This is a genomic window from Ruegeria sp. CE12 (assembly GCF_056537525.1).
The window spans coordinates 372,205-397,788 of record NZ_JBQFRS010000004.1 but is presented as its reverse complement, the minus strand read 5'-3'; the positions used below and the strand labels follow the sequence as shown (position 1 = coordinate 397,788).

The 25,584-nt window shown below is 57.1% G+C and carries 22 protein-coding genes; 7 read left to right on the top strand and 15 right to left on the bottom strand.

Annotated features, from left to right (window positions below):
• Positions 1–296 precede the first annotated feature (296 nt).
• Entirely contained in the window at positions 297–1,295 is a 999-nt protein-coding gene (locus ACR0IO_RS12815) for a LacI family DNA-binding transcriptional regulator (RefSeq protein ID WP_155148587.1), read from the top strand.
• On the opposite strand, the gene ACR0IO_RS12810 is transcribed toward ACR0IO_RS12815, so the two are convergent.
• Both ACR0IO_RS12810 and ACR0IO_RS12805 read right to left on the bottom strand, forming a co-directional pair.
• Entirely contained in the window at positions 1,296–2,429 is a 1,134-nt protein-coding gene (locus ACR0IO_RS12810) for a Gfo/Idh/MocA family protein (protein WP_155148585.1), read from the bottom strand.
• 41 nt (positions 2,430–2,470) lie between these two features.
• Positions 2,471–3,574: a Gfo/Idh/MocA family protein gene (locus ACR0IO_RS12805; protein ID WP_480742010.1), complete on the bottom strand. Its 1,104-nt coding sequence runs from the start codon at positions 3,572–3,574 to the stop codon at positions 2,471–2,473.
• A gap of 112 nt (positions 3,575–3,686) precedes the next feature.
• On the opposite strand from ACR0IO_RS12805, the gene iolC reads away from it, so the two are divergent.
• The 3 genes from iolC to ACR0IO_RS12790 are packed head-to-tail and all read left to right on the top strand — an operon-like array spanning position 3,687 to position 6,355.
• A complete protein-coding gene (gene iolC / locus ACR0IO_RS12800; RefSeq protein WP_480742009.1) occupies positions 3,687–4,673 on the top strand; it encodes a 5-dehydro-2-deoxygluconokinase in 987 nt (328 codons plus the stop codon).
• Between the two features lie 9 nt (positions 4,674–4,682).
• Positions 4,683–5,519, top strand: a complete 837-nt coding sequence (locus tag ACR0IO_RS12795) for a 5-deoxy-glucuronate isomerase (RefSeq protein WP_480742008.1) — start codon at positions 4,683–4,685, stop codon at positions 5,517–5,519.
• The gene (locus tag ACR0IO_RS12790; RefSeq protein WP_480742007.1) at positions 5,516–6,355 is read left to right on the top strand and encodes a class II fructose-bisphosphate aldolase; all 840 of its coding nucleotides are present in this window, start codon (positions 5,516–5,518) and stop codon (positions 6,353–6,355) included. The genes ACR0IO_RS12795 and ACR0IO_RS12790 overlap by 4 nt, the downstream gene beginning before the upstream one ends.
• Before the next feature lie 13 nt (positions 6,356–6,368).
• Here ACR0IO_RS12790 and ACR0IO_RS12785 read toward each other — a convergent pair whose 3' ends face one another.
• The 11 genes from ACR0IO_RS12785 to ACR0IO_RS12735 all read right to left on the bottom strand — a co-directional run bounded on the left by ACR0IO_RS12785 (position 6,369) and on the right by ACR0IO_RS12735 (position 19,148).
• Positions 6,369–7,148, bottom strand: a complete 780-nt coding sequence (locus ACR0IO_RS12785; protein WP_480742006.1) for a TIM barrel protein — start codon at positions 7,146–7,148, stop codon at positions 6,369–6,371.
• 32 nt (positions 7,149–7,180) lie between these two features.
• Positions 7,181–7,939 carry an SDR family NAD(P)-dependent oxidoreductase gene (locus tag ACR0IO_RS12780; RefSeq protein WP_480742005.1) on the bottom strand — a complete coding sequence of 253 codons (759 nt, stop codon included), beginning with the start codon at positions 7,937–7,939 and terminating at the stop codon, positions 7,181–7,183.
• Positions 7,936–8,742 (bottom strand): 5-deoxy-glucuronate isomerase, encoded by an 807-nt coding sequence (gene iolB, locus ACR0IO_RS12775; RefSeq protein WP_480742004.1) that lies wholly within the window; start codon positions 8,740–8,742, stop codon positions 7,936–7,938. The genes ACR0IO_RS12780 and iolB overlap by 4 nt, the downstream gene beginning before the upstream one ends.
• 48 nt (positions 8,743–8,790) lie before the next feature.
• Positions 8,791–9,972, bottom strand: a complete 1,182-nt coding sequence (locus tag ACR0IO_RS12770; protein WP_480742003.1) for a phytanoyl-CoA dioxygenase family protein — start codon at positions 9,970–9,972, stop codon at positions 8,791–8,793.
• A gap of 49 nt (positions 9,973–10,021) precedes the next feature.
• A complete protein-coding gene (gene iolE, locus ACR0IO_RS12765; protein ID WP_480742002.1) occupies positions 10,022–10,921 on the bottom strand; it encodes a myo-inosose-2 dehydratase in 900 nt (299 codons plus the stop codon).
• Entirely contained in the window at positions 10,918–12,750 is a 1,833-nt protein-coding gene (gene iolD, locus ACR0IO_RS12760; protein ID WP_480742001.1) for a 3D-(3,5/4)-trihydroxycyclohexane-1,2-dione acylhydrolase (decyclizing), read from the bottom strand. The genes iolE and iolD overlap by 4 nt, the downstream gene beginning before the upstream one ends.
• A 155-nt stretch (positions 12,751–12,905) precedes the next feature.
• Positions 12,906–13,727 carry an ATP-binding cassette domain-containing protein gene (locus tag ACR0IO_RS12755; protein ID WP_155148563.1) on the bottom strand — a complete coding sequence of 274 codons (822 nt, stop codon included), beginning with the start codon at positions 13,725–13,727 and terminating at the stop codon, positions 12,906–12,908.
• A 1-nt stretch (position 13,728) separates the two neighbouring features.
• Entirely contained in the window at positions 13,729–14,835 is a 1,107-nt protein-coding gene (locus ACR0IO_RS12750) for an ABC transporter permease (RefSeq protein ID WP_155148562.1), read from the bottom strand.
• 66 nt (positions 14,836–14,901) lie between these two features.
• Positions 14,902–15,822: a sugar ABC transporter substrate-binding protein gene (locus ACR0IO_RS12745; RefSeq protein WP_155148560.1), complete on the bottom strand. Its 921-nt coding sequence runs from the start codon at positions 15,820–15,822 to the stop codon at positions 14,902–14,904.
• 124 nt (positions 15,823–15,946) lie between these two features.
• Positions 15,947–16,960 (bottom strand): inositol 2-dehydrogenase, encoded by a 1,014-nt coding sequence (iolG, locus tag ACR0IO_RS12740; protein WP_480742000.1) that lies wholly within the window; start codon positions 16,958–16,960, stop codon positions 15,947–15,949.
• Between the two features lie 208 nt (positions 16,961–17,168).
• A complete protein-coding gene (locus ACR0IO_RS12735; RefSeq protein WP_480741999.1) occupies positions 17,169–19,148 on the bottom strand; it encodes a bifunctional 2',3'-cyclic-nucleotide 2'-phosphodiesterase/3'-nucleotidase in 1,980 nt (659 codons plus the stop codon).
• A gap of 185 nt (positions 19,149–19,333) precedes the next feature.
• On the opposite strand from ACR0IO_RS12735, the gene ACR0IO_RS12730 reads away from it, so the two are divergent.
• Positions 19,334–20,779 carry a serine hydrolase domain-containing protein gene (locus tag ACR0IO_RS12730; protein WP_480741998.1) on the top strand — a complete coding sequence of 482 codons (1,446 nt, stop codon included), beginning with the start codon at positions 19,334–19,336 and terminating at the stop codon, positions 20,777–20,779.
• Between the two features lie 11 nt (positions 20,780–20,790).
• On the opposite strand, the gene ACR0IO_RS12725 is transcribed toward ACR0IO_RS12730, so the two are convergent.
• Together ACR0IO_RS12725 and ACR0IO_RS12720 are read right to left on the bottom strand one after the other, a co-directional pair.
• Positions 20,791–21,681 (bottom strand): DUF5666 domain-containing protein, encoded by an 891-nt coding sequence (locus tag ACR0IO_RS12725; RefSeq protein ID WP_480741997.1) that lies wholly within the window; start codon positions 21,679–21,681, stop codon positions 20,791–20,793.
• Positions 21,682–21,683: 2 nt separating this feature from the next.
• Entirely contained in the window at positions 21,684–22,502 is an 819-nt protein-coding gene (locus ACR0IO_RS12720; protein WP_480741996.1) for a DUF6502 family protein, read from the bottom strand.
• A gap of 152 nt (positions 22,503–22,654) precedes the next feature.
• Here ACR0IO_RS12720 and ACR0IO_RS12715 point away from each other — a divergent pair, with 152 nt between their 5' ends.
• Complete coding sequence (locus ACR0IO_RS12715; RefSeq protein WP_480741995.1) at positions 22,655–24,271, top strand: amino acid adenylation domain-containing protein; 1,617 nt, start codon at positions 22,655–22,657, stop codon at positions 24,269–24,271.
• Positions 24,271–25,584: a ferric reductase-like transmembrane domain-containing protein gene (locus tag ACR0IO_RS12710; RefSeq protein WP_480741994.1), complete on the top strand. Its 1,314-nt coding sequence runs from the start codon at positions 24,271–24,273 to the stop codon at positions 25,582–25,584. The genes ACR0IO_RS12715 and ACR0IO_RS12710 overlap by 1 nt, the downstream gene beginning before the upstream one ends.

The following is a 25,584-nucleotide window of genomic DNA, read 5'->3' as shown; positions in this document are numbered from 1 at the left end:
ACCATGTTAATCCGCAGTGGGCTCCCATGATAACCTTGAACTAGTGCTGCCTGTCGTGTGTCTGGTGATCTCCCGCGAAACCAAAATTCACGTCAGTCTATTGGGCGTCGGCAAAGTTGGCAGGACAGTTGCGACCAGACCGCTAACCGGTATGCATTGCAGCACAGACACTGAAACAGCAGGATTATCAGCGCAGTTTTTGCAACCGATTGCAAGTTTCTTGCAATAGTGCATAGTGGAGCCGCTATGAATATCCCGGTGAATACCCCAGAAATCCGTGGCCGGAGCCGCCAGCGATGAGTGTAACCCTGAAAGAGGTCGCAGCGCTTGCAGGCGTGTCCCGATCAGCCGTCTCACGCACCTTTACCGAAGGCGCATCCGTTTCCGCTAAAACCCGCAGCAAGGTTGAAAAAGCAGCGCAGGCACTGGGCTACAGTCCGAATGCGCTGGCTTCGTCCCTGACAACCGGTCGAACCAAGTTGATTGGGCTGATTTCGAACAACTTTCACAACCCGATTTTCCTTGAGGTCTTTGATCAATTTACCCGTGCACTGCAGGAACGCGGCCTGCGCCCATTGATCGTGAACCTGACTGATGAGACTGAGCCAGCAAATTCCGTCAGAATGCTGAGGCAGTATTCAGTTGATGCGGCGATCGTCGCGTCCTCAACCCTGCCCCCCAGCTTTGCCAAAGCCTTTCATGATGCAGGCGTGCCCGTGGTTCATACTTTCGGCCGTTCCGCCACCTCGCCTGAGGTCCATGTCGTCGGGATCGATAACGTCGAATGCGGTCGCATGGCCGCACGAGAGCTTTTGGCAAGGGGATACCAGCGCGTTGGATATTTAGGTGGTCCCAAAGATGCGACCTCGGCGCTGGACCGGCATCGTGGGTTCATGGAAGAACTCAGCAACCACCCGGATATTGACGTAACGTATTGTTTTGCAGGGGCGTATTCGTTTGAAGCGGGACGAGCCGAGATGCTGCGATTGCTGGAGGGCTCACCTGCCGAGGCGTATTTCTGCGGCGACGATATCCTGTCGATCGGAGCGCTGTCGGCATTGTCAGATCACGGGTTGAATCCCGGCAAGGACATCGGGATCATCGGCCTGAATGACATGGAAATGTCGCGCTGGGAAAGCGTCGATCTGACCACAATCCACCAACCGATCAAACAGATCATCACGTCGTCTGTGGATCTGGTTGAGGAAATGCTAAAAGAGCCCCAGCGCTATCCAGAGGCCCGAATTTTCCCGTGCCGGGTGATTGAGCGGGGCACACTACGGCCCCGCCCCTGATCATCGAAACATCGGTGGGCGCGCGTCTTTCCACGCGCCGTCCTCCCGGCCAGAGGCCACCGCTGCGTGGACCGCTGCAATAGACCGAACGCCGTCTGATGCATTTGGCAAGCCGTCGCGGTGCTCACCCTGAATCGCATCGGCCAGATCGCAATAGATGTTCGCAACGGCCAGCGGAAACCCTTCGGGATGCGCGATCGCTACGCGTGAGAGTCGCTGAACCTCGTCATGCAATCCGCCTTCGCCCTTTTCAATGATCTGAGTCCGGCCTCCAACAGGTGTGTAAATCAGCTGGTTGGGTTGTTCCGATGCCCAACGCAACCCACCTGTTTCGCCAAACACCTGAATGTCGAACCCATGCTGTCGCCCGATGGCAACGGATGAGGTCCAAAGGCGTCCGACAGTTCCGCCCTCCATCCGGAAATTGATCATCGCATCATCTTCAAGCTCGCGACTCGAGATGGTGGAGGCCAGATCGGCAGACAGGTTTTTCACCTCGTCATCGCAAATGAAACTGGCCATGTGCAGTGCATGAATACCGCAATCGGCGAACTGACCCGATACGCCCGCCATCGCAGGATCATAGCGCCAGCGAACACGCGGGTTATCCGCGTCAGTAGCATCCCCATGATGCCCGTGGCTGAAGTTGGTCACGACCAGACGCACCTTACCGATGTCGCCCGCCCGGACCATTGCACGGGCCTGCCGCACCATGGGATAGGCGGAATAGCAATAGTTCACCGCGCAGATCTTGCCGGACGCTTCGGCCACGCGGACGATCTCTTCCCCCTCTTCCACTGTCATGGTCATCGGCTTTTCGCACAACACATTGAACCCGGCTTCGAGGAAGGCTTTCGCGATCTCAAAGTGGGTCGAGTTCGGTGTCGCGATAGTCACCAGATCAATCCGGTCTGCGCGATCCTTTTCCCCTGCCAACATCTCGCGCCAGTCACTATAGGCGCGATCGGCGGCGACACCCAATCGTTGGGCATATTCGCGACCAACGTCAGGGCGGTGATCCAATGCGCCAGCGGTAAATTCGAACATCCCGTCAGCCAATGCGCCCAGACGGTGTGCGGGCCCGATTTGGCTGCCTTCGCCACCACCGATCATGCCCCATTTCAGCTTTGCCATGGTTCGTGTCTCTCTTCAGAAGTCTCGTTGTGTTTCAGCGTCTAAAAATCGCCAATTTCCTGCCATTGGCGCTGCTCGGACGAGGCCAGAGCTGCCGCCAGAACCCGATTGACTTCGTGCCCATCCCGGAATGTTGGCCAGATTGCCTTTCCGGTGTGAATGGCCTCAAGGAAGTCCTTCGCCTCAATGATGATCTGGTCCTGGTATCCCGTTCCGTGCCCGGGTCCCTGACAGAAGGGTTCGTAATCCGGGTGTGCCGGTCCGGTCAGGATCTTGGTGAAACCTCGCGTCGCCTCTGGCCCGTCGTGGCGATAGTACCAGAGGGCATTCTGGTCTTCCTGATCAAACCGAATGGCGCCTTTTGTGCCCGAAATCTCATAGGCATAACCCATCTTTCGGCCAGTCGAGATACGACTTACATAGATGTTGCCCATCGCGCCGTTTTCGAAGCGGCACATGATCTGAGCGTGGTCGTCATTGGTCACATCCCCGCCGGGGCGCGTATGATGAACGGTTTCAACTTCGGCCATGACCGCAGCAATGGGCCCGATCAGTGCCAGCGCACCATTGACCATATGTGGGGCAAGGTCGCCCATCGTTCCGTTCGCCATTCCTGTGGTTCGCCACGTGGCCGGGGCCTGCGGATCAGCATAGAAATCTTCGGTGTGCTCGCCTCGAAACCAGGTGATGTCCCCCAGTTCACCATCCGTAATGAGCTGACGTGCATATTGGGTCGCGGGCGTCCGAACGTAGTTGAAACCAACCATATTGGTTACGCCAGCCGCTTCGGCGGCCAAAACCATGGCCCGGCCATCATCAAGGGACGCGCCAAGGGGTTTTTCGCACAAAACCGGCTTACCAAGCGCAACGGCTGCTTCGGCAATCTGGCGGTGGGTCGATTGAGGTGAGGCAATTACGATGGCCTCAACCGCGGGATCGTTGACCAGCACCCGCCAATCCTCGGTCGCACGATGAAATCCGTATGCCTGACGGTATCGTTCCGCGCTTTCCGCGCTTGAGGCACATATCACCTCTAGCCGCGGTCGCAGCACGGTGTTGAACACGGCCCCTACAGCCGACATGGCAACCGAATGGGCCTTGCCCATATAGCCGCCACCTACGATTCCAATTCCGATTTCAGGCATCTGTCACGGCTCCGAACATATTATTTGCAACCGGTTGCAAAATCAGTATCGTGTGAATCGATTCAACGCAAGGTCCAAACTTTGCTGACCCCTTTTTGCCGGAGGATATGACTTGAGCGCTTTGATAGATGGTATCAAAGGAAACCGGTTCGCTGTTTTGGGACGCGCAGGCATGGACCTGTTTGCTGACCCCATTGGCGTCAAAAGCGAAGACGCTGATACCTTTCGGGCCGATCTCGGGGGTTCGTCCGCGAATATCTGTGCAGGGCTGGTCAAGCTTGGCAGTCAGTCATCGCTGATCACGTCGATTGCAGATGACGCCATCGGTCGGTTCTGCATGAAGCGACTGAACCACTACGGTGTGGATACGTCATATATCCGCGTTGTTGGCGGCGAATACCGTATGTCGCTTGCGGTCTATGAAAGCACGCTGGAGGACTTTCAGAATGTCATCTACCGCAATGGCGCGGTTGATTTTCAGGTCACCGAAGATGACATGGACCAGGTCGACTACGGCAAGTTTACCGCGCTGATCTCGGCCGGAACAGTCTTTGCGGCCGAACCTTCGCGCAGCGCTACGTTTCGGGCGATCGACAATGCACGCAACGCCGGACTGCCAGTTATCTTTGACATTGATTACCGACCCTACAGCTGGCCCTCGCCCGAGGTTGCCGCAGACGTCCTGTCGCGCGCTGGTGAAGCAAGCGATCTGATCGTCGGAAATGATGAAGAGTTTGGGTTTATGGCCGGCGGCATTGAAAGAGGATTTGAAAAGGCCAAGGAACTGGCCCAGAAACCCGGGCGGATCGTCATCTACAAGATGGGTGAAAAAGGTGCCATCACACTGCTCGACGGTGAGGATATTCACACTGGGATCTACCCCGTAACCGCCGTGAAACCCAACGGGGCAGGCGACAGTTTCATGGCAGGCCTGTTGGCCTCGATCGCCGCTGGGTATTCATTGCGGGACGCGGTCATGCGTGGATCTGCCTGTGCCTCGATCGTTGTGTCACAACCCGGCTGCGCCCCGGCCATGCCGACAACCCCAGAGCTGAACGAATTTCTTGCGTCCCACCCGGGCCCCACAGCGGCCCCATAGGAGACAACCATGCATATCGCGCCATATGACAATCAGAACAAACCAATCGTCGATGCGGATGACCCAACGGTGCCGCTGAACTACTTCAACATCGTCAAACTAAAAAACGGCGAGGCGTTCGAGTATCAGGTACCGGGTTATGAGACCTGCATCGTTCCCGCCACCGGCAGTGTCGATGTTGACGTCGAAGGCGTTCAGTTTGCCAAACTGGGCAAGCGGGGCGAAGACGTCTGGGATGGCGACCCGGAGGGTGTTTACGTGCCAGTCGGCGCAAAGGTTCGGCTGGTCTGCGTGTCCGATGAAACCGAGGTTTTCATCGCGGGTGCAAAGTACGACAAGGTGCTCGTACCCTTTGATGTGCGCGAACATGACCTTGTTCAATACGGCAGCGACGACACCAAGACCCATCGCAAGATCAAGCACATCCTCGGTCAGAAACAGCACGACAAGGTCGGCCGGCTGCTGGTCAGTGAGTTGTTCACAGTTGGTCAGGGCGGCTGGTCCGGTTTTCCCAGCCATAAGCACGACACCAACCGCCTGCCGGATGAAACCCGGCACGACGAGACCTACAACTTTCGCTTCAAACCCAATTGGGGGTCTGGCCTGCAGATGTTGCAGCGTGAAGACAATGAGCCGGGGGATGCTTATCATATCGTCGACGGCTCAACGATCTGCATCGACAAAGGCTATCACCCTTGCTGCGTTCTGCCGGGGTACGAGATGTACTATTTCACCATTCTCGGCGGCCTGAGCCAGCGTTCACTGGTCCAGTATTTCCAGCCCACCCATGCCTATCAGATCGAAACGATCCCCGGCATCAAAGACATGATTGCAAAGTTCAAATGACCCTTGTCACACTCTCAGACGTTCTGAAACCGGCTTATGAACAGGGCTACGCCATTGGCGGTCTTGTGACTTTGGGTTGGGAAGACATGCGCGCCTATGTGGCCGCTGCCGAAGCCGAAAACGCACCCGTGATCCTGCAAGCGGGACCCAGCTGCCGCGAGCATACTCCGTTGCCGATTTTAGGCAAAATGTTCCGGCATCTGGCCGAAAACGCATCCGTCCCGGTCGTAGCGCATCTGGATCATGGCTACACGTTCGAAGACTGCAAAATCGCGCTCGACAGCGGGTTCACGTCGCTGATGTTCGACGGCTCCAGAAAACCGCTGCAACAGAACATCGATGAAACCGCAGCCATCGCGGAAATGGCGCATGCGGCGGGCATTTCCTGTGAGGGTGAGATAGGCTTTGTCGGCTATTCCGGCGGTGAAGGGTCCAACGGTACCGATCCTGACGAGGCAGCTAAATTCGCCCGCGAAAGCGGTGTGGATGCGATGGCCATCTCGGTCGGCAATGTTCACCTGCAGGAAAACAAGGAAGGTGGGCTGGACGAGGCACGCATCACACAGATCGATGCTGTGACCGACGTACCCCTGGTCATTCATGGCGGATCTGGCGTGCCGGTAGAACAACGCAGCCGACTGGCACGCGAGACCTCGATCTGCAAGTTCAATATCGGGACTGAGTTGCGCATGGCATTCGGTGCTGCCCTACGCGAAGCGGCAAACCGCGATCCCGATCGCTTTGATCGAGTGACGATCCTGAAAGAGACTATTGATCCGGTCGAGGCCGCCGCCCGCACCGTGATCCGTGCCTTCGGAGCGCCACCCCAGAGGTAGGCGCCCCTTCAGGTCAGACAGTGAATGCGGTCCGGAATGCCTCTAGGGCCGCTTCCGGATCGCCCGAAGCAAAGGCCTCCATACCCACCGGACCGCGATATTCGAGTTCATAAAGCGCCTTTGCGACCGTCTTATAATTGATCTCGCCCGATCCGGGTTCACAGCGGCCCGGATTATCCGCCACCTGTATTTCACCGATCCATGGCAGGCACTTATCGCACCACCGGATCAGATCCCCCTCACCGATCTGCGTGTGATAGAGATCGAGATTGATGCGTAGTTGTGGTCGATCGACCGAAGACACCAATGCAAGCACATCAGCCGTGGACCCAAACGGGCAACCGGGATGGTCCAGCAGATTGAGGTTTTCCAGCGTGAATATCACACCTTCCTCCTCGGCCAGATCGCTGATGCGGTTCAGAGTATCACGCGCCTTGAGCCACATGTCTCCGCTCACGACATCATGCTGCCAGATCGGAATGCCACCATCGCCAAGCCCGGTGCCATGCAGGTTCAATCTATCTACATTCAGCCGCTTGCCGATCTGCGCTGTTTCCCGTGCTGAACGAAGCAGCATCTCTGCACCCTCATCATCCGCCAGACGCCCCTCGAGATAGCCGTTCATGATGGTGAAGTTGGCGCCGACAGCTTCGAGTTTTGCAAGATCCAGATCAGGCCAGTTCCAGAGCCCGACACCAAACCCCATCTCGGTCAGGCGGGCGGCACGCCAATCCATGGGTTTGTCCAGCCAAAGCATTTCGGCGCAGGCCGCCAGTTGGAAAGGTTGGGACATTCCCACTCTCCTATTTGAGTTGTAGTGCGAATTCAGATGGAACCGGCTTCGACCATGAAGTTGCCGGCGCTGCACATCGCTGCATCATCCGAGGACAAAAACAGCACCATGCGGGCGACATAAATCGGGTCAATCGGATCCGGCATGCATTGGCGATCAATCTGTTTGGCCAAAGCTTCAGGTGTGATCCACAATTCCTTCTGGCGCTCGGTCATGATCCAGCCGGGCACGACTGTATTCACGCGAATACGGTGATCCCCCAACTCGCGCGCCATGGTTCGGGTCAGGCCGTGAACTGCCGACTTCGCGGTCGCATAAGCCGGAAACCCTGCCCCCGCCTCCCACCAAGAGTTCGAGCCTATGTTGACGATTGATCCACCGCCCTTTTCCATCATGCCCGGAGCGACGGACTGAATGGCGAAGAACATGTGGCGGATGTTGGTCGCCATACGCTCGTCCCAGTACTCGGGGCTGACCTCACGCCAGTCATGGCGGTCATCATGGGCGGCGTTGTTAACCAGAACATCGGCATTGCCCAGTTCCTCAATCAACTGGATAAAGGCATCCCGCAGGGCTTCGATATCGCGCAGGTCGCATTGGGCAAAGACATGTTCTCCCTCCAAATCAGCCAGCAACGCATGGCCGGCATCCGCGTTGATATCCAGGAAGCCGACCTTGGCGCCTTGCGCCGCAAAGCTGCGAACAGTGTCTGCTCCGATCCCAGCCGCACCTCCGGTTACAAAAACGGTCTTGCCGTTCAGGCTTGGGTAGTTCGCAAAGGCTTGGGTCAACTGTCACGCTCCATGATCCATTCCACCTCGGGGGCCGCAACGAAGCGCCATTTCCGAAGTGGTCCGGCCATGACGTTCAGGTAGTACATCTCAAACCCATAAGGTGCACCGCAAGGGTGATGGCCACGCGGGACGGTCACAACATCGCCATCAGACACCGCCATGGTTTCGTCTAGTTGGCCGTCATCCGTATAAACCCGCTGAATACCGAACCCATTGGCCGGATTCAGGCGATGATAATACGTCTCTTCAAGATAAGTGATGCGCGGATAGTCGTCTTCGTCATGACGGTGGCTGGGGTATGACGACCAGTGCCCGTTTGGCGTGAACACTTCGGTCACAAGCAGGCTGTCGGCGTAGTCCTCAGCCTCCATCGCGATGTTATTGATATAGCGGGTGTTCACACCCTTGCCGCGTTCAGTCAGCGTGATCCCGTCCGGGCCGATCCGCCGGGCCTCGTGACCTCCTTTGCCGGGCGCCGAACACACGGCAATCACGCAATCGGTTTCGGCCACGGCCTTCCATTCGGTTCCGTTCGGCAGATAGAGGCAATGAGGTGGGGTCTTTTCAAAAACGTTCATCCGGTCGCCCAACACGCCCCAATCCTGATCCGCTCCGGTAATGCGCGCCTTGCCTTCAACCATCACAAGGATGACTTCGCGGTCTCCGGTTACCTCGGCTGCCCGGTCCCCCGCCTTCAAATGGTAGAGCCCGAAACCCACATATCGCCACCCGGCACTGGCTGGGGTGATGTCGTGCACCTTGCCTCGGGTGCCAAAGGGTTTCTTGAGCAGGTCTGCCATATTTGTATCTCCTTAAAAGGCGGGCATTGGATACCCGCCAATAATGCTTCATGCAGCCTGCCGGGATTGCAGCGCAGCAAAAACCTCGGACAGTTGCGCCTCAGTCCAGCCTTCGGAAACCGCGCGTCGCAGGATATCCGCCTGGCTTTCCGGTGCGTTACCTCCCACAGGCGGGTCAGTATCCAGGTTGGTTGGGAAGGGGTATCCCTCTGCCGTGGCCGCTATGGCCGCGTCCAGTTCCGCTGCCGTCAGATCGCCCCGTTGTTTCAGAGCGATCAAAGACGGGAACACCGCCTCGGACATGGATCGTCTGTCGATGGCCTCCATCGCGCGGCCAAAAGCCGAGGAGATCTGCAGCAAGTTCGCCATTCGGTGAATATCTGCGCTGCTGTTTTCCCCTGCCGCATGGAACAGTGCCGGGTTGAAGAACACTGCATCGCCCTTCTCCAACGGCAACTGGATGTAGCTTTCCTCGAAATAGGCTCGATGGGCCTCATCATGGAAGGCAACGTATCCCGGTGCATAAAGCTGTGAAAACGGCAACAGCTTGGTGGGACCACTTTCAACCGGCATATCGCAATGAGCCACGGCCCCCTGCAATGTCAGCGTTGCTGTCACCAGATGGGCGTGAACCGGATAGCGCGCCGCGCTATCGGCGCTTTGGAATCCCAAATGGTAGTCACGATGCGCCTGCTGGGCCTTGCCTCCGGGGCGCACCTGATTGATTTGCGCCGTGACCTGATAGTTTGGTCCCAACCACGCTTCACACGCCGCCGCTATCGCCGTGTTCCCAAAATAGAGCGCAAAGCCTTCAGGGTCGCGCAGGCACAGTTTCTGCAGCGCATTCCAAATCCGGTCATTGGCCCCGGACGCAGCAAAGTGATCGCCCTCACCGCCACTGCCTTGACGCTCTTCCTCTATGATCTGCCGAAAGACAGCCGTGGCCCGGTCGATCACCGAGGTATCGGCAAACGCCCCTTTCAGGACAATCACCCCGACCGATTTATCCAGAACATGCCCCCACTCGGCCAACAGAGCCTTGCGCTTGATGGAATCCTCAAGCGTGGGTCGCAGCTTATGCATGTCATAGATTGGAACGTTTTTTTCGATCGAGGCGGCATGCGGCACCGCCTCGGCCAACAGGTTCTGCGAGGTCAACACCTTGAATTCATCCAGATCACAGGATTCCCGGTCGAAATAGCCGACGAAACCGAGTTCTTGATGCACCATGATTTTTCTCCTCTTTCATGGCTTCGGTGTTGCCCCGAAGGGCGGGTTGTTACGCGTTGATCTCCAATCCTGCCTGACCGCAGACTTCGACAATGTGGTCAAAGCCCTTCTTGGAGTACTCATATGGTGGTGCCTTGGCTGGGTCCTGTTCTGCCTCGACCACAATCCAGCCTTCGTAGTCCATGGTTTTGAGCGCATTCGCGACCGCTTGGAAATCGATGCAGCCATCGCTTGGCACCGTAAATGCACCGGCAATCACAGCATCCAGGAAGCTACGATTATTCTCACGTGTATCCTGCACCACCGCCGGGCGGATATCTTTGAAATGCACATGGTGCACACGATCGCCCCAGCGGTTCAGCGTGGCCATCACATCGCCGCCACCAAACAACAGGTGGCCGGTATCAAAGCACAACTTCACTTCGGGCCCTGATCCTTCCATCAGCCAGTTCACGTCATCTTCGCTTTCGATGATCGTGCCCATGTGATGGTGATAGGCCATTGTCATGCCCTGATCCGCCATCCATTTGGCCAGCTCGGTGATCTTTGCACCGTAGGCCATCACCTCGTCTTTGGTCAGCTTTGGCCGGTCATTGACCGGCGTCCCGATCTGCCCCTGCACTGTGTTCGAGCATTCGGCGTAGACGACACACGGGCTGTTCAACGCCACAAACTGCTCGACCTGTTCCCGCACCGCCTCGCGTTCGGTTGCAAAGTCGTTGACCAGAGACGCGCCCGAACACCAGCCGCCACAGAGTGCGATGTTGTTCCCCTCGAGATAAGCACGCAGACCTTCGGTATCGCCAGGCATCCGCTGCCCGCGTTCGACGCCGATATATCCGATCTCGCGCGCCTCTCTCAGCGCCTGCTCCATGGTATAGGCGGCTGTCAGGTCCGGCAGATCGTCATTTTGCCATGCGATCGGAGAAATCCCGATTTTCACGCTCATTTCGTGTTTCTTTCCTTGATGGCGGCTTCATAGGCCACGCGTTTTTCATTCACTTCGGGACGAATGCTGACTTCGGGCACTGCCACTTCCCACCACGTTCCGCCATATTCGGTCGATGGATAGGGATCTGTATCGATGACAACCACATAAGGTCCCTTGATTTCGGCCCGTTTTGCCAGTGCCTCTTCGAGTTCGGCGATTGAGCTGACCTTGACCGATGTCGCACCCATCGAGGCCGAGTGGGCGGCAAAATCAATCGCTGAAGGCGACTCATGAACCGCGTGATCCAGCAGGTTGTTAAACTCTGCTCCGCCTGTGCCCATCTGCAAGCGGTTGATGCAGCCAAAGCCACGGTTGTCAGTGATGACTACGGTAAAGGACACGCCCATCATGGCGGCCGTCGCCATTTCCGAATTGGCCATCATGTAGGTGCCATCACCCGTAAAGCAGATCACATCGCGATCCGGCTGGGCCATCTTGATGCCCATGGCGCCTGCAATCTCATAACCCATGCAGCTAAAGCCGTATTCCATGTGATAAGCACCAGGGCGCGGTGCCTTCCAAAGCTTATGAAGCTCTCCGGGCATCGTGCCGGCTGCGCACATCACAACTGTGTCGTCGTTCGAGGTTCGTTGAACCGCGCCCACAACCTGCATATCTGTCGGCAACGCATTGCTATCGGCGGGTGCATCAGTAAGCGCATCCACCTTTTCGAACCAATCGGATTTCAGCGTATTTGACACCGACGGTGCCTGATAATCGCCCAAACCGGTTCCCAATTCGCCCAAGCCAACACGCGCGTCCGATTGCAGCGGCATGGCACCATGCTTTTCGGCATCATACGCAGCGGTGTTCAGACAGACCATTTTGCGTTCAGGGTTTGAGAACAGACCCCAGGACCCTGTGGTGAAATCCTGAAGTCGCGTGCCTACACCCAACACCAGATCGGCCTCGGCACACACGGCATTCGCAGGCTCTCCGCCAGTTACGCCAACAGGGCCAAGATTAAGGGGATGATCCCACGCAAGAGATGACTTGCCAGCCTGCGTTTCTGCGACAGGCACATTGTGGGTTTCGGCAAAGCTTTGCAATGCGGCAGTAGCATCCGAATAGTGCACCCCGCCTCCGGCTACGATTACCGGACGTTTGGCGGCCTTAATCGCTTCGACGGCACGCGCAAGCTCACCTTCGTCCGGACGAATACGGCGCTGGTGCCACACGCGGGGCTCAAAGAAGCTTTCGGGATAGTCATATGCCTCGGCCTGCACATCCTGACAGAAGGCCAGCGTCACGGGCCCGCAATCGGCAGGGTCAGTCATGGTACGGAATGCGCGCGGCAATGCCGTCAACAGATGTTCGGGGCGGCTGATCCGGTCAAAATACCGGCTGACGGGACGGAAGCAGTCATTTGCACTTACGGTTCCGTCGCCGAAATCTTCGATCTGTTGTAACACCGGGTCCGGACCGCGTGTTGCGAACACATCACCCGGCAGCAGCAGAACCGGCAGGCGGTTAACATGCGCCAGAGCAGCTGCAGTAACCATGTTGGTCGCGCCAGGCCCGATTGAAGATGTCACGGCCATTGCGCGGCTGCGACCCATCTGCTTGGCATAAGCGATCGCAGAATGCGCCATGGTCTGCTCGTTATGTCCCCGATAGGTTGGCAAACTGTCTTTCACGGCGTGCAGCGCCTCACCCAGACCGGCCACGTTACCGTGTCCAAAGATGGCCCAGACGCCTGCGATAAACGGCTCTCCGGCCTCGTTCATCTGCGCCCCCAAATAACGCACCAGAGCCTGCGCCGCGGTCAGTCGGACTGTCTTGCTCATCACGATCCCTTTCAACACGAAGCCGCCATCGGCCTTCCGTTGGTTGTCACATTTGCGAAAGTGTCAGGCTTTTTTGCCGAGCCTGCAATCAGTGTGGCGTCCGGTGCCACCTTCCCTTTCGGATGCCCCTATTGGGGCACCCGGAATATCCTAAGTTAAACCGTGCCGCCCAGCGAACCTTCAAGCTCGGCCATTTCCTGACCACCCGCCATCAGGTCCTGCAGCTCTTCGGGCGTGATCTCACCGCGTCGGGCCGTACCAAGCGTTTTTCCCCGGTTCAGCACGGTAAAGCGGTCACCCACAGCCAGTGCATGGCGAACGTTGTGGCTAATGAACACCACACCCACGCCCTGACTGCGCACGCGATCAATGGTTGCCAGTACGTTCGAAGTCTGACGCACGCCAAGAGCCGAGGTCGGTTCGTCGAGGATCAGAATCTTGGCACCGAAATATACCGCCCGTGCGATCGCAACGGTTTGGCGCTCGCCGCCTGACAGCGTACCGACAGCCTGATCGGGGCCGCGCAGGTTGATGCCCATCTTGCGCATCTCTTCCATGCAGACATCGTTTGCCTGTTCGACATCAAACCTTTTTAGCAACCCCCTGCCTTTGGTAGGTTCGCGCCCCATGAAGAAGTTGCGCGTAACGCTCATCAGCGGGATCATCGCCAGATCCTGAAACACGGTCGCAATGCCTGCTTCCATGGCATCTCTGGGCGTGTCGAAGTGCAAAGGTTTGCCTTCGAACAAGATCTCGCCTTTGGTGGGTTTATGAACCCCGGACATGGTCTTGATGAAGGTGGATTTGCCCGCACCGTTGTCGCCCAGCAGACAGTGACATTCACCCGGCTTCACATCAAAACTGACACCAGCCAGAGCGATGATGTTGCCGAAGTGCTTTTCGATGTCTTTCATCTCGACGATCGGAGCGGCGTCAGTGGCGGAGTCCCCGTGATGGAATTTGGTATCCTCGGTCATATCAGCGCTCTCCCGTTACGCGTTTACGGATCGCGTTGTTGAACAGAACGGCAATCAGCAGCATCGCGCCCAGGAAAACCTGGAACCAGTCCTGATCGAAATCAGTATAGGTCAGGCCGATAACAACCATGCCAAAGATGATTGAGCCGAAGAATGCACCGATGGCTGAGCCATAGCCGCCGGTCAGCAGACACCCTCCGATAACAGCGGCGATGATCGCTTCGAATTCTTTCTGGAAGCCACGGCGGGCATCGGTTGATCCAGCATCCATCACTGTGATGATGGCAACCAAAGCAGCACAGCAGGCAGTCAGCATGAACAGCGAGATCTTGACGCGGTTCACCGGGACGCCCGAGTTTGATGCGGCGGTCTTGTCACCGCCCGAGGCGAAAATCCAGTTCCCTGCAGGGGTACGCAGCAACACATATGTTGCCGCCAGCGCCAGCACGACAAACCACAAAATTTCCACCGGGATACCCGGCACTTTGGGTGCGCCGCTTTTGAATGTATCGATCATTCCGTTTGCGGCGAGCCATGCGAACAGGCTGCCAAATGCTTCACCTGAGAACATCGGCGACAGCCAATCGTTTTCGACCGCGTCACGGACGCCACGCAACTGTGTCGACCCGCCGGTAGCTGCCTTCAGGCCCACCAGCGACAGACCGCGCAGGATGAACAGGAACGCCAGCGTGACGATAAAGGATGGCAGGCCCGAGCGGATCACGATCGTGCCGTTGATCGCGCCGACGAAAGCCGCAAAAACAAATGTCATGGGGATCGCGACGATCAGTGGCAATTGCCATGTCACCACGCAGACGCCGAAGAACAGGCCAGAGAACGCCACCATCGAACCGATGGACAGGTCGAACTCACCCCCTATCATCAGCAGCGCCGCGCCGATTGCCAGAATGCCCAGCTGCGCCGCAGGCGTCATGAAATTCATGATCCCGGCAAGGGTAAACATCGAGTCATCCGCCGTAAGGGCGAAGAAGATGACGACCAGAACCACTCCGGCCATGGCGCCAAGCTCGGGCCGTTTCATGAGCTTGGTCAGGAAAGGCTCTTTCTTGACCCTTTCATCCCCTGCGAGTTGAGCTGAATCACTCATCGTTACCTCCCATTCGGTGGGAACGGCGCTGGTGCGCCGCCCCGTTTGTTCAGGTGTTGGTGTTGATCAACGGATGCCCTGCGAGGACAGCTCGATCACCTGAGCTGCTTTGTCCTGCGTGATCAGGTTCGGACCCGAAGGTACATTGCCGCCCGGCATCAGGCCGTATTTGGCGTGCAGACCCATGAAGTTCACCGACAGGTAACCCTGCAGATACTGCTGCTGGTCGATTGCAAAGGCTGCGTCGCCATCCGCGATCGACTGCAGGAAGTTGGCCGACAGGTCGAAGGAGGCAACATTCACGTCGCGGCCCGAACCTTTGACTGCTGCTACAGCAGGCTCACCGGCCGAGCTGGCGCCCAGTGCCATGACGGTGTCGATGGCTTCGTTCGCAGCCAGAGCAGCAGCAACTTTGGACTCAATTTCCGACGGATCGTTCGAAGTTGGCAGCACTTCGACGTTTCCACCGAAACCTTCGGCAAAGCCCGCGCAACGCAGGTCAAGGGCTACGTTGCCTACTTCGTGGTTCACACAGATCGCGGTGCTGCCGCCCATCGAGGCAAGCTCTGCACCGGCTGCCTTGCCCGCGTCGAACTCATCCTGTCCCACGTGCAGCAAAGCACCCAGATCTTTTGACACGTCCGAACCCGAGTTGATCGAGATTACCGGAATACCCGCTGCGACGGCGCGTTCGATTGACGGGCCAAGCGCGTCCGCATCCGGGATCGAAACGATCAGACCATCGGGTTCCTGGTTCACGGCAGCATCAATCAGCTGCGACATGGCAACCATGTCGAAAGTCTCGGGCGCGCGGTATTCGACGTTTACACCGACGTCCTTACCGGCCTGCTCGACACCGTTCTTTACCACGTTCCAGAATGCGTCATTGGCCTGGCCGTGCGAAACGACAACAATTTCCTGCGCGAAGGCCGGCGTTGCGAGCGCCAGTGCGCCAGCGGCCAATGCACCTTTAACGAACTTGTTCATTTGGTTTCCTCCCATTGGAACAAATTTTTCTTCGTGTCGGGGTTTCAACCCCAAGCATTCGGCCAAGCCGAATCTCTGCGGCCCCGCACCAAAACGGGGTCTAATTCAGTTTCCGGATATCCAATCATTTTGCAACCGGTTTCAAAATTTCGGACATCGCGACCGGTTGACCGGTCTGTGCGGAACGCGTCGCGGCCTCGGCCATGGCCAATGCGGCAACACCGTCTTCCAGTGTCACAGGCAGGGAAGATCCAGACAGAGTGGCCTGAACAAACGCATCCCATTCCGCCTGATATGCGGGCATATAGCGCTCAAGGAAAAAGTAGGTCGGTTTCGCGCCGACAACGCCGTCCGCTGTCGATTTGACTACGGTGTTTTCCAGCATGTTCTGAGCCTGCAGGAGGCCCTCGGATCCCAACATCTCAACACGCTGGTCATATCCATAGACCGCACGCCGCGAGTTCTTTATGACCGCGATCCGCCCATCATCGTAAGTCATTGTAACAACAGCTGTATCAACGTCTCCGGCGGCCCCGATTTCAGGATCGACGATAGATGTTCCCACCGCTGAAATGACCTTGGGCAACTGCCCCATCAGATAGTTGGCCATATCAAAGTCGTGGATCATCATGTCCCGGAACAACCCACCGGACACCTTGATATAGCTGACCGGCGGAGGTGCCGGATCAAAGGACGTGATCGACAGCATTTCGGGTGTCCCGATCTCGCCGGCATCCGCTGCGGCTTTTAGCGCCGAAAAGTTCGGGTCGAACCGCCGGTTAAAGCCAATCATCACAGGCTGACCGTTGGCGGCTGCGGATTTCTGGCAGGCGACAGCACGGTCAAGGTCCAGATCGACTGGTTTTTCACACAAAACCGCTTTGCCAGCCTGAGTCGCCGCCTCGATCAGATCGGAATGGGTGTCTGTTGGCGTGGCAATTAGAACGGCATCAATCGAAGGGTCCGCGATGATTTCTTCGGAAGGCCGCGCCTCAGCTCCGCTTTTCGCAGCCAAACCCTGAGCCGCATCCTCAATGGCATCCGATACAGCGCATAGCTGGCTTTGGGGATGTGCAGTGATGGCCTTTGCATGAACACGACCAATGCGCCCAGCCCCAAGCAATCCAATCCTCAGCATGCAGTTCTCCCGAATCCTTAATTTTCGGGTGCCAGAATGATTCTCTTTGCAACCGGTTGCAAGATATTTTTTGCATGCATCTCAGACAGCCCCGAATTAAGCCTGATCGTCGGGTCTATGCCTCCGGTCCGAACGGATCAGACCCCAGTGCAAACAACAAAAAAAGGGCAGCCGATGCGGCTGCCCCAGAGCTGAATTCTCCGGCCTCTTACAGTTTGATGCGGAACGCAGCGAACCCATCGGCACCTTCGCCTGCATCCTCCAGTGACACGCCCTCGACATCACTCAGATAATCACGGGCCTTGGGTCCGGTTTCAAACAACACACTGGTGTTGTTGAGAGGGGCGAAAGACCAGTTTGCATCCGCTTTTGGATCGATAGTTCCCTGTTCAACGATGTAACGCACGATAACGTCGCGATTGGTGTCCGGTGCCTCGAAGATAATCGTGTCACCCATTGCACCGGGGAAAGACCCCCCACCCGACGCGCGATAATTGTTGGTCGCTACGATGAACTCCATGTCGTCGGTCACAGGCGCGCCATTGAATTCAAGGTTCACAATCCGCGCCGCATCGGGGTTGAGTTCTTCTCCCTTCGGACCAAAGCGCGATGGCTGGGACAGATCGATCTGATAGGTCACGCCATCCATGACGTCGAAATTGTACGATGGGAAAGACGGGTTCAGCAGAATTGCGTCTTCGGTTCCAACCTCGATCTGGTTGAACATTCCCGCGGACCGCTCGAGCCAACCGCGGACCTGAGCCCCGTTTACGCGCACGGCCCGCACCGTGTTCGGATACAGATAAAGGTCCGCCACGTTCTTGATCGCGACATCTCCCACTGGCACATCCGTGTAGTATTCGGGGCCACCGCGGCCACCGGCCTTGAACGGAGCCGCTGCAGACAGGATCGGCAGACCCTCATGCTCGGTGCCTTTCAGCATCTGTTCGACATACCATTTCTGCGCGATCGAGACGATCTGTACCGAAGGATCATCTGCAACCAGCGCGAAATAGCTGTGTAGCGGCGCCGAGGTTTTGCCAACCGCGCGGCGAATATAAGCAAGGGTCTCGTCATGGTCGGTGGCAACCGAGTCCAGCACCTTTTGGTCATCCCCCACCAGCGCGGTGATCGAACGATCTTCGTTGCGTTTCGAAATGGGGCGCGCCTCGGATGTTGTGGTCACCACCCGCCAAGCATCTCCATCTCGTTCGAGCAACAGATCCAGCACGCCAAGATGCGACCCCCAGAAGCCCCCCATGACAGCAGGCTTGCCCATCAACGTACCCTTTTCGACATCCACTCCGGGACGGTCGGCAAAGGTGGGCGATGGGAACACAAGATGGTTGTGACCGGTAGCCAGAGCATCGATACCTTCAACTCCCGCTAGGGGCACCGATGCATTTTCCATCCCTTCCGAATGATCCGCCTCGCCAATGCCCGAGTGGGACAAGGCGATGATCAGATCGCAGCCCTGTTCCTTCATTTCAGGAACATAGGCCTGCGCAGACTCAACAATGTCACGAGCCTGGACATTGCCTTCAAGATGCTTGCGATCCCAGTTCATGATCTGGGGTGGGGTAAAGCCGATGACGCCGATCTTGATGGGATGCGTGCTGCCGTCGCCCAACTCGATTTCGCGGTCAAGGATTGCGTATGGGGTAACCAGCGTTTTGTCGTCACGCGCAGTCGCGCCTTTTTCCGTGACAATATTCGCCAGAACAACCGGGAATTCGGCCCCGGCAAGCGACTTCTCGAGAAAGCTCAGACCGTAGTTGAATTCATGGTTGCCCAATGTGGCTGCATCATAGCCAATGGTGTTGAACGCGGTGATGATCGGATGCGCGTCCCCGTCTTTCATCCCGCGCTCGTAGGCGATGTAATCCCCCATTGGGTTGCCTTGCAGAAAATCACCATTATCGACCAGCAGCGAATTGGTGGCCTCGGCCCGTATCTGGTTGATGATTGAGGCAGTCCGCGACAAGCCAACCGTATCTCGCGGCTTGTCGGCATAATAGTCATATGGGAACACGTGCACGTGGATATCCGTGGTCTCCATGATCCGAAGATGCGCCTGATTACCAGCCGCAGAAGCCGAGAATGGATGAAGCGTGGCCAATGCCACCCCGGCGGTTGTCGTTGCAAGAAACTGTCGGCGCGAGATTGAGAAATTACCGGAAACAGACATCTTCAAACCTTTCTGAAATTGAGTTTGACGTGTGTTTAGAGTGCCTTTGACAACAAAAGCATGACACGGGCGGCAATACTGGCCCTTGTCACATGTTCAACATGTCTGAGTCGTAGTCTGCGCTGATATCCCGGGGTTAGTAAAGCACGTCCTGAGCTGATGCGATTGTCAGGCTCCTCAACCTGATGTCGCGCCGAAACGTAACGGAACAGTGGCAAAAGCTGACATGCACCGACACAGTTCGACCGGATTGGGTCGGCGATAAGGGCCTGAACAATTGGTTGGGAGTATTCGTGTTGCGCAAAGCACTTAAAATCATCGTTGGAACCGTGGCTTTGCTTGCAGTCGCTGCAACGGGGTACTTGCTGATCGCACCGCCTGATTTGCTAAAGGTTGGCACGAACTACTCAGCCAAAATCGTGTGTTCCAATGTCTTCATTGCAGGCCGTGATCCTGACGAAGTGCTGGAGATCGACGTGCAGGCCCCGGGGCATCCACTCCTCAAACAGATCTCGATTGAGGTGGACCAAGATGCACAGACGGTAAAGGCCTGGATGTTCGGCTTTTTCGCACCGGCCACATCGCAATATCGCGACGGTCTTGGATGTACAAATGTTCACGAGGCCGCGCTAAGCGAACAAACGCTCGCAGCGCCCGCGCCTTTGTCAGCCGGTCCATGGCCACAAGGCAATGATGTGAGTCTGTCTCAAAATCCTGAATTCCTGAACATAATGTCTGACAAGGAACTGTTGGGCGAAGGCTATCGCGCGGTTGTTGTTGTTCGAAATGGGCGGATCGTGGCCGAGGCTTACGCAGACGGATTTGATGAAACCACACCGCTGTTGGGATGGTCGATGACCAAAACGGTGACAGCCGGACTGATTGGAACGCTGATCAAGTCGGGCCGCATGTCGCTGGATGACACGCTCAAAGATAGCTACCCGGATTGGTCGCAGGACAACCGCAAGGACATCACGGTCAAGGACATGCTCGCAATGTCGAGCGGGTTGCAGTGGAACGAAGAATATGGCGACGTATCAGACGTTACCAGAATGCTGTACCTCAACGATGACATGGCGGGATTTGCCTCGGGCCGAGACGCAGGGGCCGAAATCGGCACCGAATTCAACTACTCGTCCGGCACATCCACAATGCTGTCACGGGTCTGGCAGGACAAGCTGGACAAAGACAGCCTCAGCTATCCGCGAGACGCATTGTTCAAGCCGTTGGGTATGACTTCAGTTGTGTTTGAAACCGACACCGATGACACCTTTGTCGGGTCTAGTTACATGTACGCAACCGCGCGTGACTGGGCCCGTTTCGGTCAACTATTGCTGCAGAACGGGGAATGGGAAGGTCAACAGCTTCTGCCTGAAGGATACACGGACTGGATGTTCGAACCGGTCGAAGTCTCAGACAATTTGTATGGCAAAGGCCATCTCTGGCTGGAAGCGCCGGGCGGGTACCCCCCCTTTGAAGATTCAGTCTGGCTTCAGGGGCATGACGGGCAGTTCATCGGCGTATTCCCATCGCATGACATGGTAGTTGTACGGCTTGGTCTGACGCCCTCTCGGTTAGAGTACTCTTCTCTTCCGCTGGCCAAAGAGCTGATCGCCGCTTTCGGAGAGTGACGCCACCGACGTCAGCAACCAAGTTCGGCCTGCAGATTGCGGACACCGTTACCGTCCTGATCTGCGATACCACTGTCGATCAGGCGACCGGTTTGACCGCATCGGATGACGCTGTCGTTCTGATCAATCATCTCGGGCCGTTCGGTATAAGCGACCAGCCCGCTACCCAGCACCGTATAAAGACCATCAGGTTGCGGGGCTGAGTAGTATCCCTGTACCTGGATGATGCCGACAGTTTCATCGAACAGGCCGGTCTCAAGCCGCGTCGCCTCGATACCGTATGGTTCGGGTTCGCCATAGACACGGATCAAGTCGCCCGATTGCAGATGCTGCGGACTGATCCCGCTGATCAGGCTGCTGCCAACAACCAATGCGCCGTTCTGGTCTGAAGACAGATATGTCCCACTGATGCGGGCCTGATAGCCGCTGCCGGTGAGGTGTTCGATCCGCGACGCACGAACAGCCTGGTCCTGCCACAGACCACTGACCGCAACCCAATCCCCCACCAACATATCCGGAAGCGTCTCGCCGACAGTGACCCTGGTACCGAGAACGGCCAACTCACCGTCACCATAATCTGTGACCTGACCCACCAGCGGAAAAACCTGGCGGATGTGGCGGGCGTGCCAACCATCATCGACGCGCTCAGCGACAATCGCGACCGTGTGGCCGGGTTCCAGATCACCAGCGGTCATAGGCTCGACAGATCCGCTTATCGGCATCATGTCATCGACTTGTATGTGCAGACCGTTCACGTGAATGCTGCCCAGATGGGTGATCGTCCCAACAATACCGGTACCGATAATTCCGCCTTCTCGCTCTTCCTCACTGCGGCCCTGCGCCGGAGCATACACCCAGAGCGCGATCAGGAATGCGGCCAATATGCGGGGAAACAAAACCATGGCTACTCCCCGTCTTCCTGAGTCCCATCCGGAGAGGGCAGGATATATGCACCCAGTGCGAACCGGCCCGTATGGCCACCCTCGTAATCGTGGTCCTGAAGCTTGCGAGCCAACGCATTGATGTCCTGCAACAATGCCTGTGCCCGTTCATCGGATATCCGCCTCAGCTCTTCGATCGACTCAGCCGACAGGTGTGAGTATCGGACGGCACGATCGAAATTCCGCGCCGCGCCTGGTTCGGCCAGCAGGTTCTGGGTCGCCGCCATCATGTGCACCGACAGGGTCGCCTGATAGGCCGCCACCTGTTCTGCACCGCCACCCGAAGGCAGAAACGCATGGGTCAGAAGACGTAATCCCCCTGCCCCGTTCTGTTCGACGATATTCTGGTCCAGCAGCGTTTTCAGGACAGTTCCCGGCGCCATGTCGATCCGGGCAAGACGGACCAGATCGTCAAATCCCGGCCCATCCTCACCCCCCTTGCGTGTGAGTTCACGAGGATCACCGGATTCATCCTGAAATTCAGGAGACGTGGCCCAATGGCTGATTACCAGAGCCGCCGCGCTGCAGCTGCGTCTTTCCGGTGTATCCTCATCCAGATTGCGCAGCCGCTTTACATCTTTCCGGTGAAGACCCGTCAAAAGGCTGGCACGACTGTCGCTGAGCGTTGCGTCGGAGCTCTGTTCCGCTGCGGTCAGCAACGCTTTTTTAAGTGCTTCAGTGGCCGATCCTACGGTGACTCCATGCGCGACCATCGCTTGCGCCAACGGCTCAAGCAGAGCGGCCAGCGCGGATTCAAGAGGTGGCTTGGAGTTCGTTGGCATCACGTCACTCGTTACAGGTTGATCTCTGATAACATTTCTCAGTTGTTAACCAATTCAACGGTTTCGTGACCATAATGTGATTGATTGTGACGATAAATGGGAATTTTTCCCATTATCACTAAGGCGTGACCCTCTCAGAAAAGGAAAACGCCATGCAGAACTTTGCTGTCAATCCTCTGAAAGACTACCATCCCCTGACACTCCCCAAACCCGGCAACAACTGTCTTGCTGATCTCAACTCTGCAGATCGGGCCAAATTCCGGGCCTTTGGATGGGGTCCAACACTGGCACCGCGCCACGCAACAATTGCCGACGCACTGCGCCATCAACTTCATCAGAATTCCGATGCTATAGCCGTTGAATGCAGCAGGCATGCGCTCAGCTATGCGGCGCTGGATGAAGCGTCAAACCGACTGGCCAACGTGCTGCGGGCCCATGGTGTGAAACGCGGCGATGCCGTTTGCCTGTTCCTGCACCGCTCGATCGAGATGGTGGTCGGCATTGTCGCGGTGATGAAGCTGGGGGCTGCCTATGTTCCGCAACATGTGGGTGTTGCCCCCACAGAAACCCTACGCCATGTGGCAGAAGTTACCGGCGCTAAGGTTCTACTTAGCCTGAGTTCTCTGGCCGATCAGGTTCCCGTTGCGGTCAATCAAACCCTGATCACCATCGATACGATCATGTTCGATCCGATGCTGGATGCTCCCGCCCCGGATACCGCTGCTCACCGCGCCCGAGCGGACGATCTTGCAATGATCCTGTTTACCTCCGGAACGACGGGTGTACCGAATGGCGTACAGGTCACTCATGCCAATCTGGCCAATATCCTGCTGACGTCGCCGGGTGATCTGGGAATGCGGCCGGGGCTGCGGGTTGGGCAGATCCTCTCCATTGCCTTCGACATGGCCGCGTGGGAGACACTGGGTGCCCTGTCCAATGGGGCAACATTAGTCATTCGCGGTAAATCCATCCAGGATACGGCAGAACAGGTCGATGTCCTGATCGCCACCCCTTCGATCCTGAACGCGCTGGACCATAGCCGGTGCCAACAGGTAAAGGTCGCCGCCGTCGCCGGAGAGCCCTGCCCGCGTCCATTGGCAGATGCCTGGTCGTCCTTTTGCACCTTTTACAACTCATGCGGCCCGACCGAGACCACGATCATAAACACGGCTGAGCCACATCATCCTGACAAACCCATCCTGTCGATCGGCCGCCCAACACCGAACAACACGGTCTATGTTCTGGATGAAAATCTGCGCCCCCTGCCCATTGGTCAAAAGGGAGAGATGTGGGCTGGCGGTGATTGCGTGACAGCAGGTTATCTGGCCAACCCCAAACTGACCTCAGACCGCTATCGCCCTGATCCGTTCCGGCCCGGTCATATGATGTTCCGTACCCGTGATCTGGGTCGATGGACCCCGGATGGAGAGCTCGAGCATTTCGGGCGTGTCGATGATCTGGTCAAAATCCGCGGTTTCCGGGTTGAACTGGACAGCGTCACAAATGCGCTTGAAGCTTCACCCTGCTGTCAGCAGGCGGTGACTCTGCAATATGACAGCCGAAACCTTGTCAGCTTCATTTCCCCCGGTACGGCCTGCCCCAAACGGGCAACGCAATCGGTCGCTGATCGCCTGCCCTATTACTGCAGCCCGACCATGGTGATGCCCTTGGACGCCCTGCCCCGAACCCCGCGAGGCAAGCTGGATAAGAGACTGTTGCTGAAACTTGCGCAGGATCACATCACCAAGACCCGGACGGAGCTGAACTGATGACAACCGAAGCTACAAATCTGGAATCCCGTGCGCTGAACTGGCGGCGGGTCACCCGGCACCCGGCGTTAATGGAATATCGTCGACTAGCACTGCTGGTCGCGCTGGTGAATCTGGGTGTGTTCGCGATGGGGCTGCGTGAAGGTCGCTGGTTATCCGGGAATGAGTACACGCTGTCCCTTATCGCGGACATGGCGTTGATCAACCTGAGCATCGGAATCCTGATCCGACAGCAAAGGGTGGTCAACGCTCTGTTCTGGCTGGCCACACGAGTCCCGACATCGTGGCCGCTCTGGATACGCTGGGGCGCCGGAAAGGTGTTTCACTTTGGCGGATTACATTCGGGCTGCACCGTTGCGGGCACGATCTGGTTCGGTTTTCTGCTGTTTGGCATGGTGTCCAACCGTGTGGTCGGCGCATCCCTCCCCTCAGATCTGAGCCTTGGGCTAAGTGCAACAATGGTTGTGCTGATGACAATCATGGTCATCTCAGCGCTGGGGCCAATTCGCGCCCGTTTTCACAACGCGTTCGAAAAAATCCATCGCTTCGTCGGCTGGACTGTTCTGGCGCTGTTCTGGGCGCAAACGATCTCGATCACACACGATATGGGCGGTATACTGTTGCAAAGCCCGGCGTTCTGGATGCTATGCCTGATCACATTGTCGATCCTGTCCCCCTGGCTGACCCTGAAGCGTGTGAGTGTTGAGATCGAGAAGCCTTCGAACCACGCTGTAATCGCCCGGTTCAATTATGGTGATACACCATTCCCCGGCAGCTCCAACGCGATCAGTCACACGCCGTTTGGCGAGTACCATTCCTTCGCCAATATCCCTGCCCCGGACGAATCCGGCTATCGACTGGCGATCAGCCGGGCCGGAGACTGGACAGGCAGGTTCATTGACACTCCACCTGACAAGGTCTGGGTCAAAGGGATCACCACCTCGGGTGTTGCCCGGATCGAGGTTCTGTTCAAAAAAATAGTCTATGTCGGCACCGGGTCGGGTATCGGGCCGATCCTGCCACATCTATTGGCGGGCGAAGTGCCCAACCGCCTGATCTGGTCAACACGAAGCCCGCGCAAAACCTATGGCGATGCTCTGGTTGACGAAATCGAAGCGAACACCGAAGGGCCTCTGATCTGGGACACCGATGCGCAGGGCAAACCAAACCTCTCGGCATTGGCATTGCAAGCTGTACGCGACAGCGGTGCAGAGGCGGTCATCGTGATCTCGAATCAGAAACTGACCCGAAAAGTCGTACACGACATGGAAAGCCTGGGCATTCCGGCCTACGGCGCAATCTGGGATAGCTGA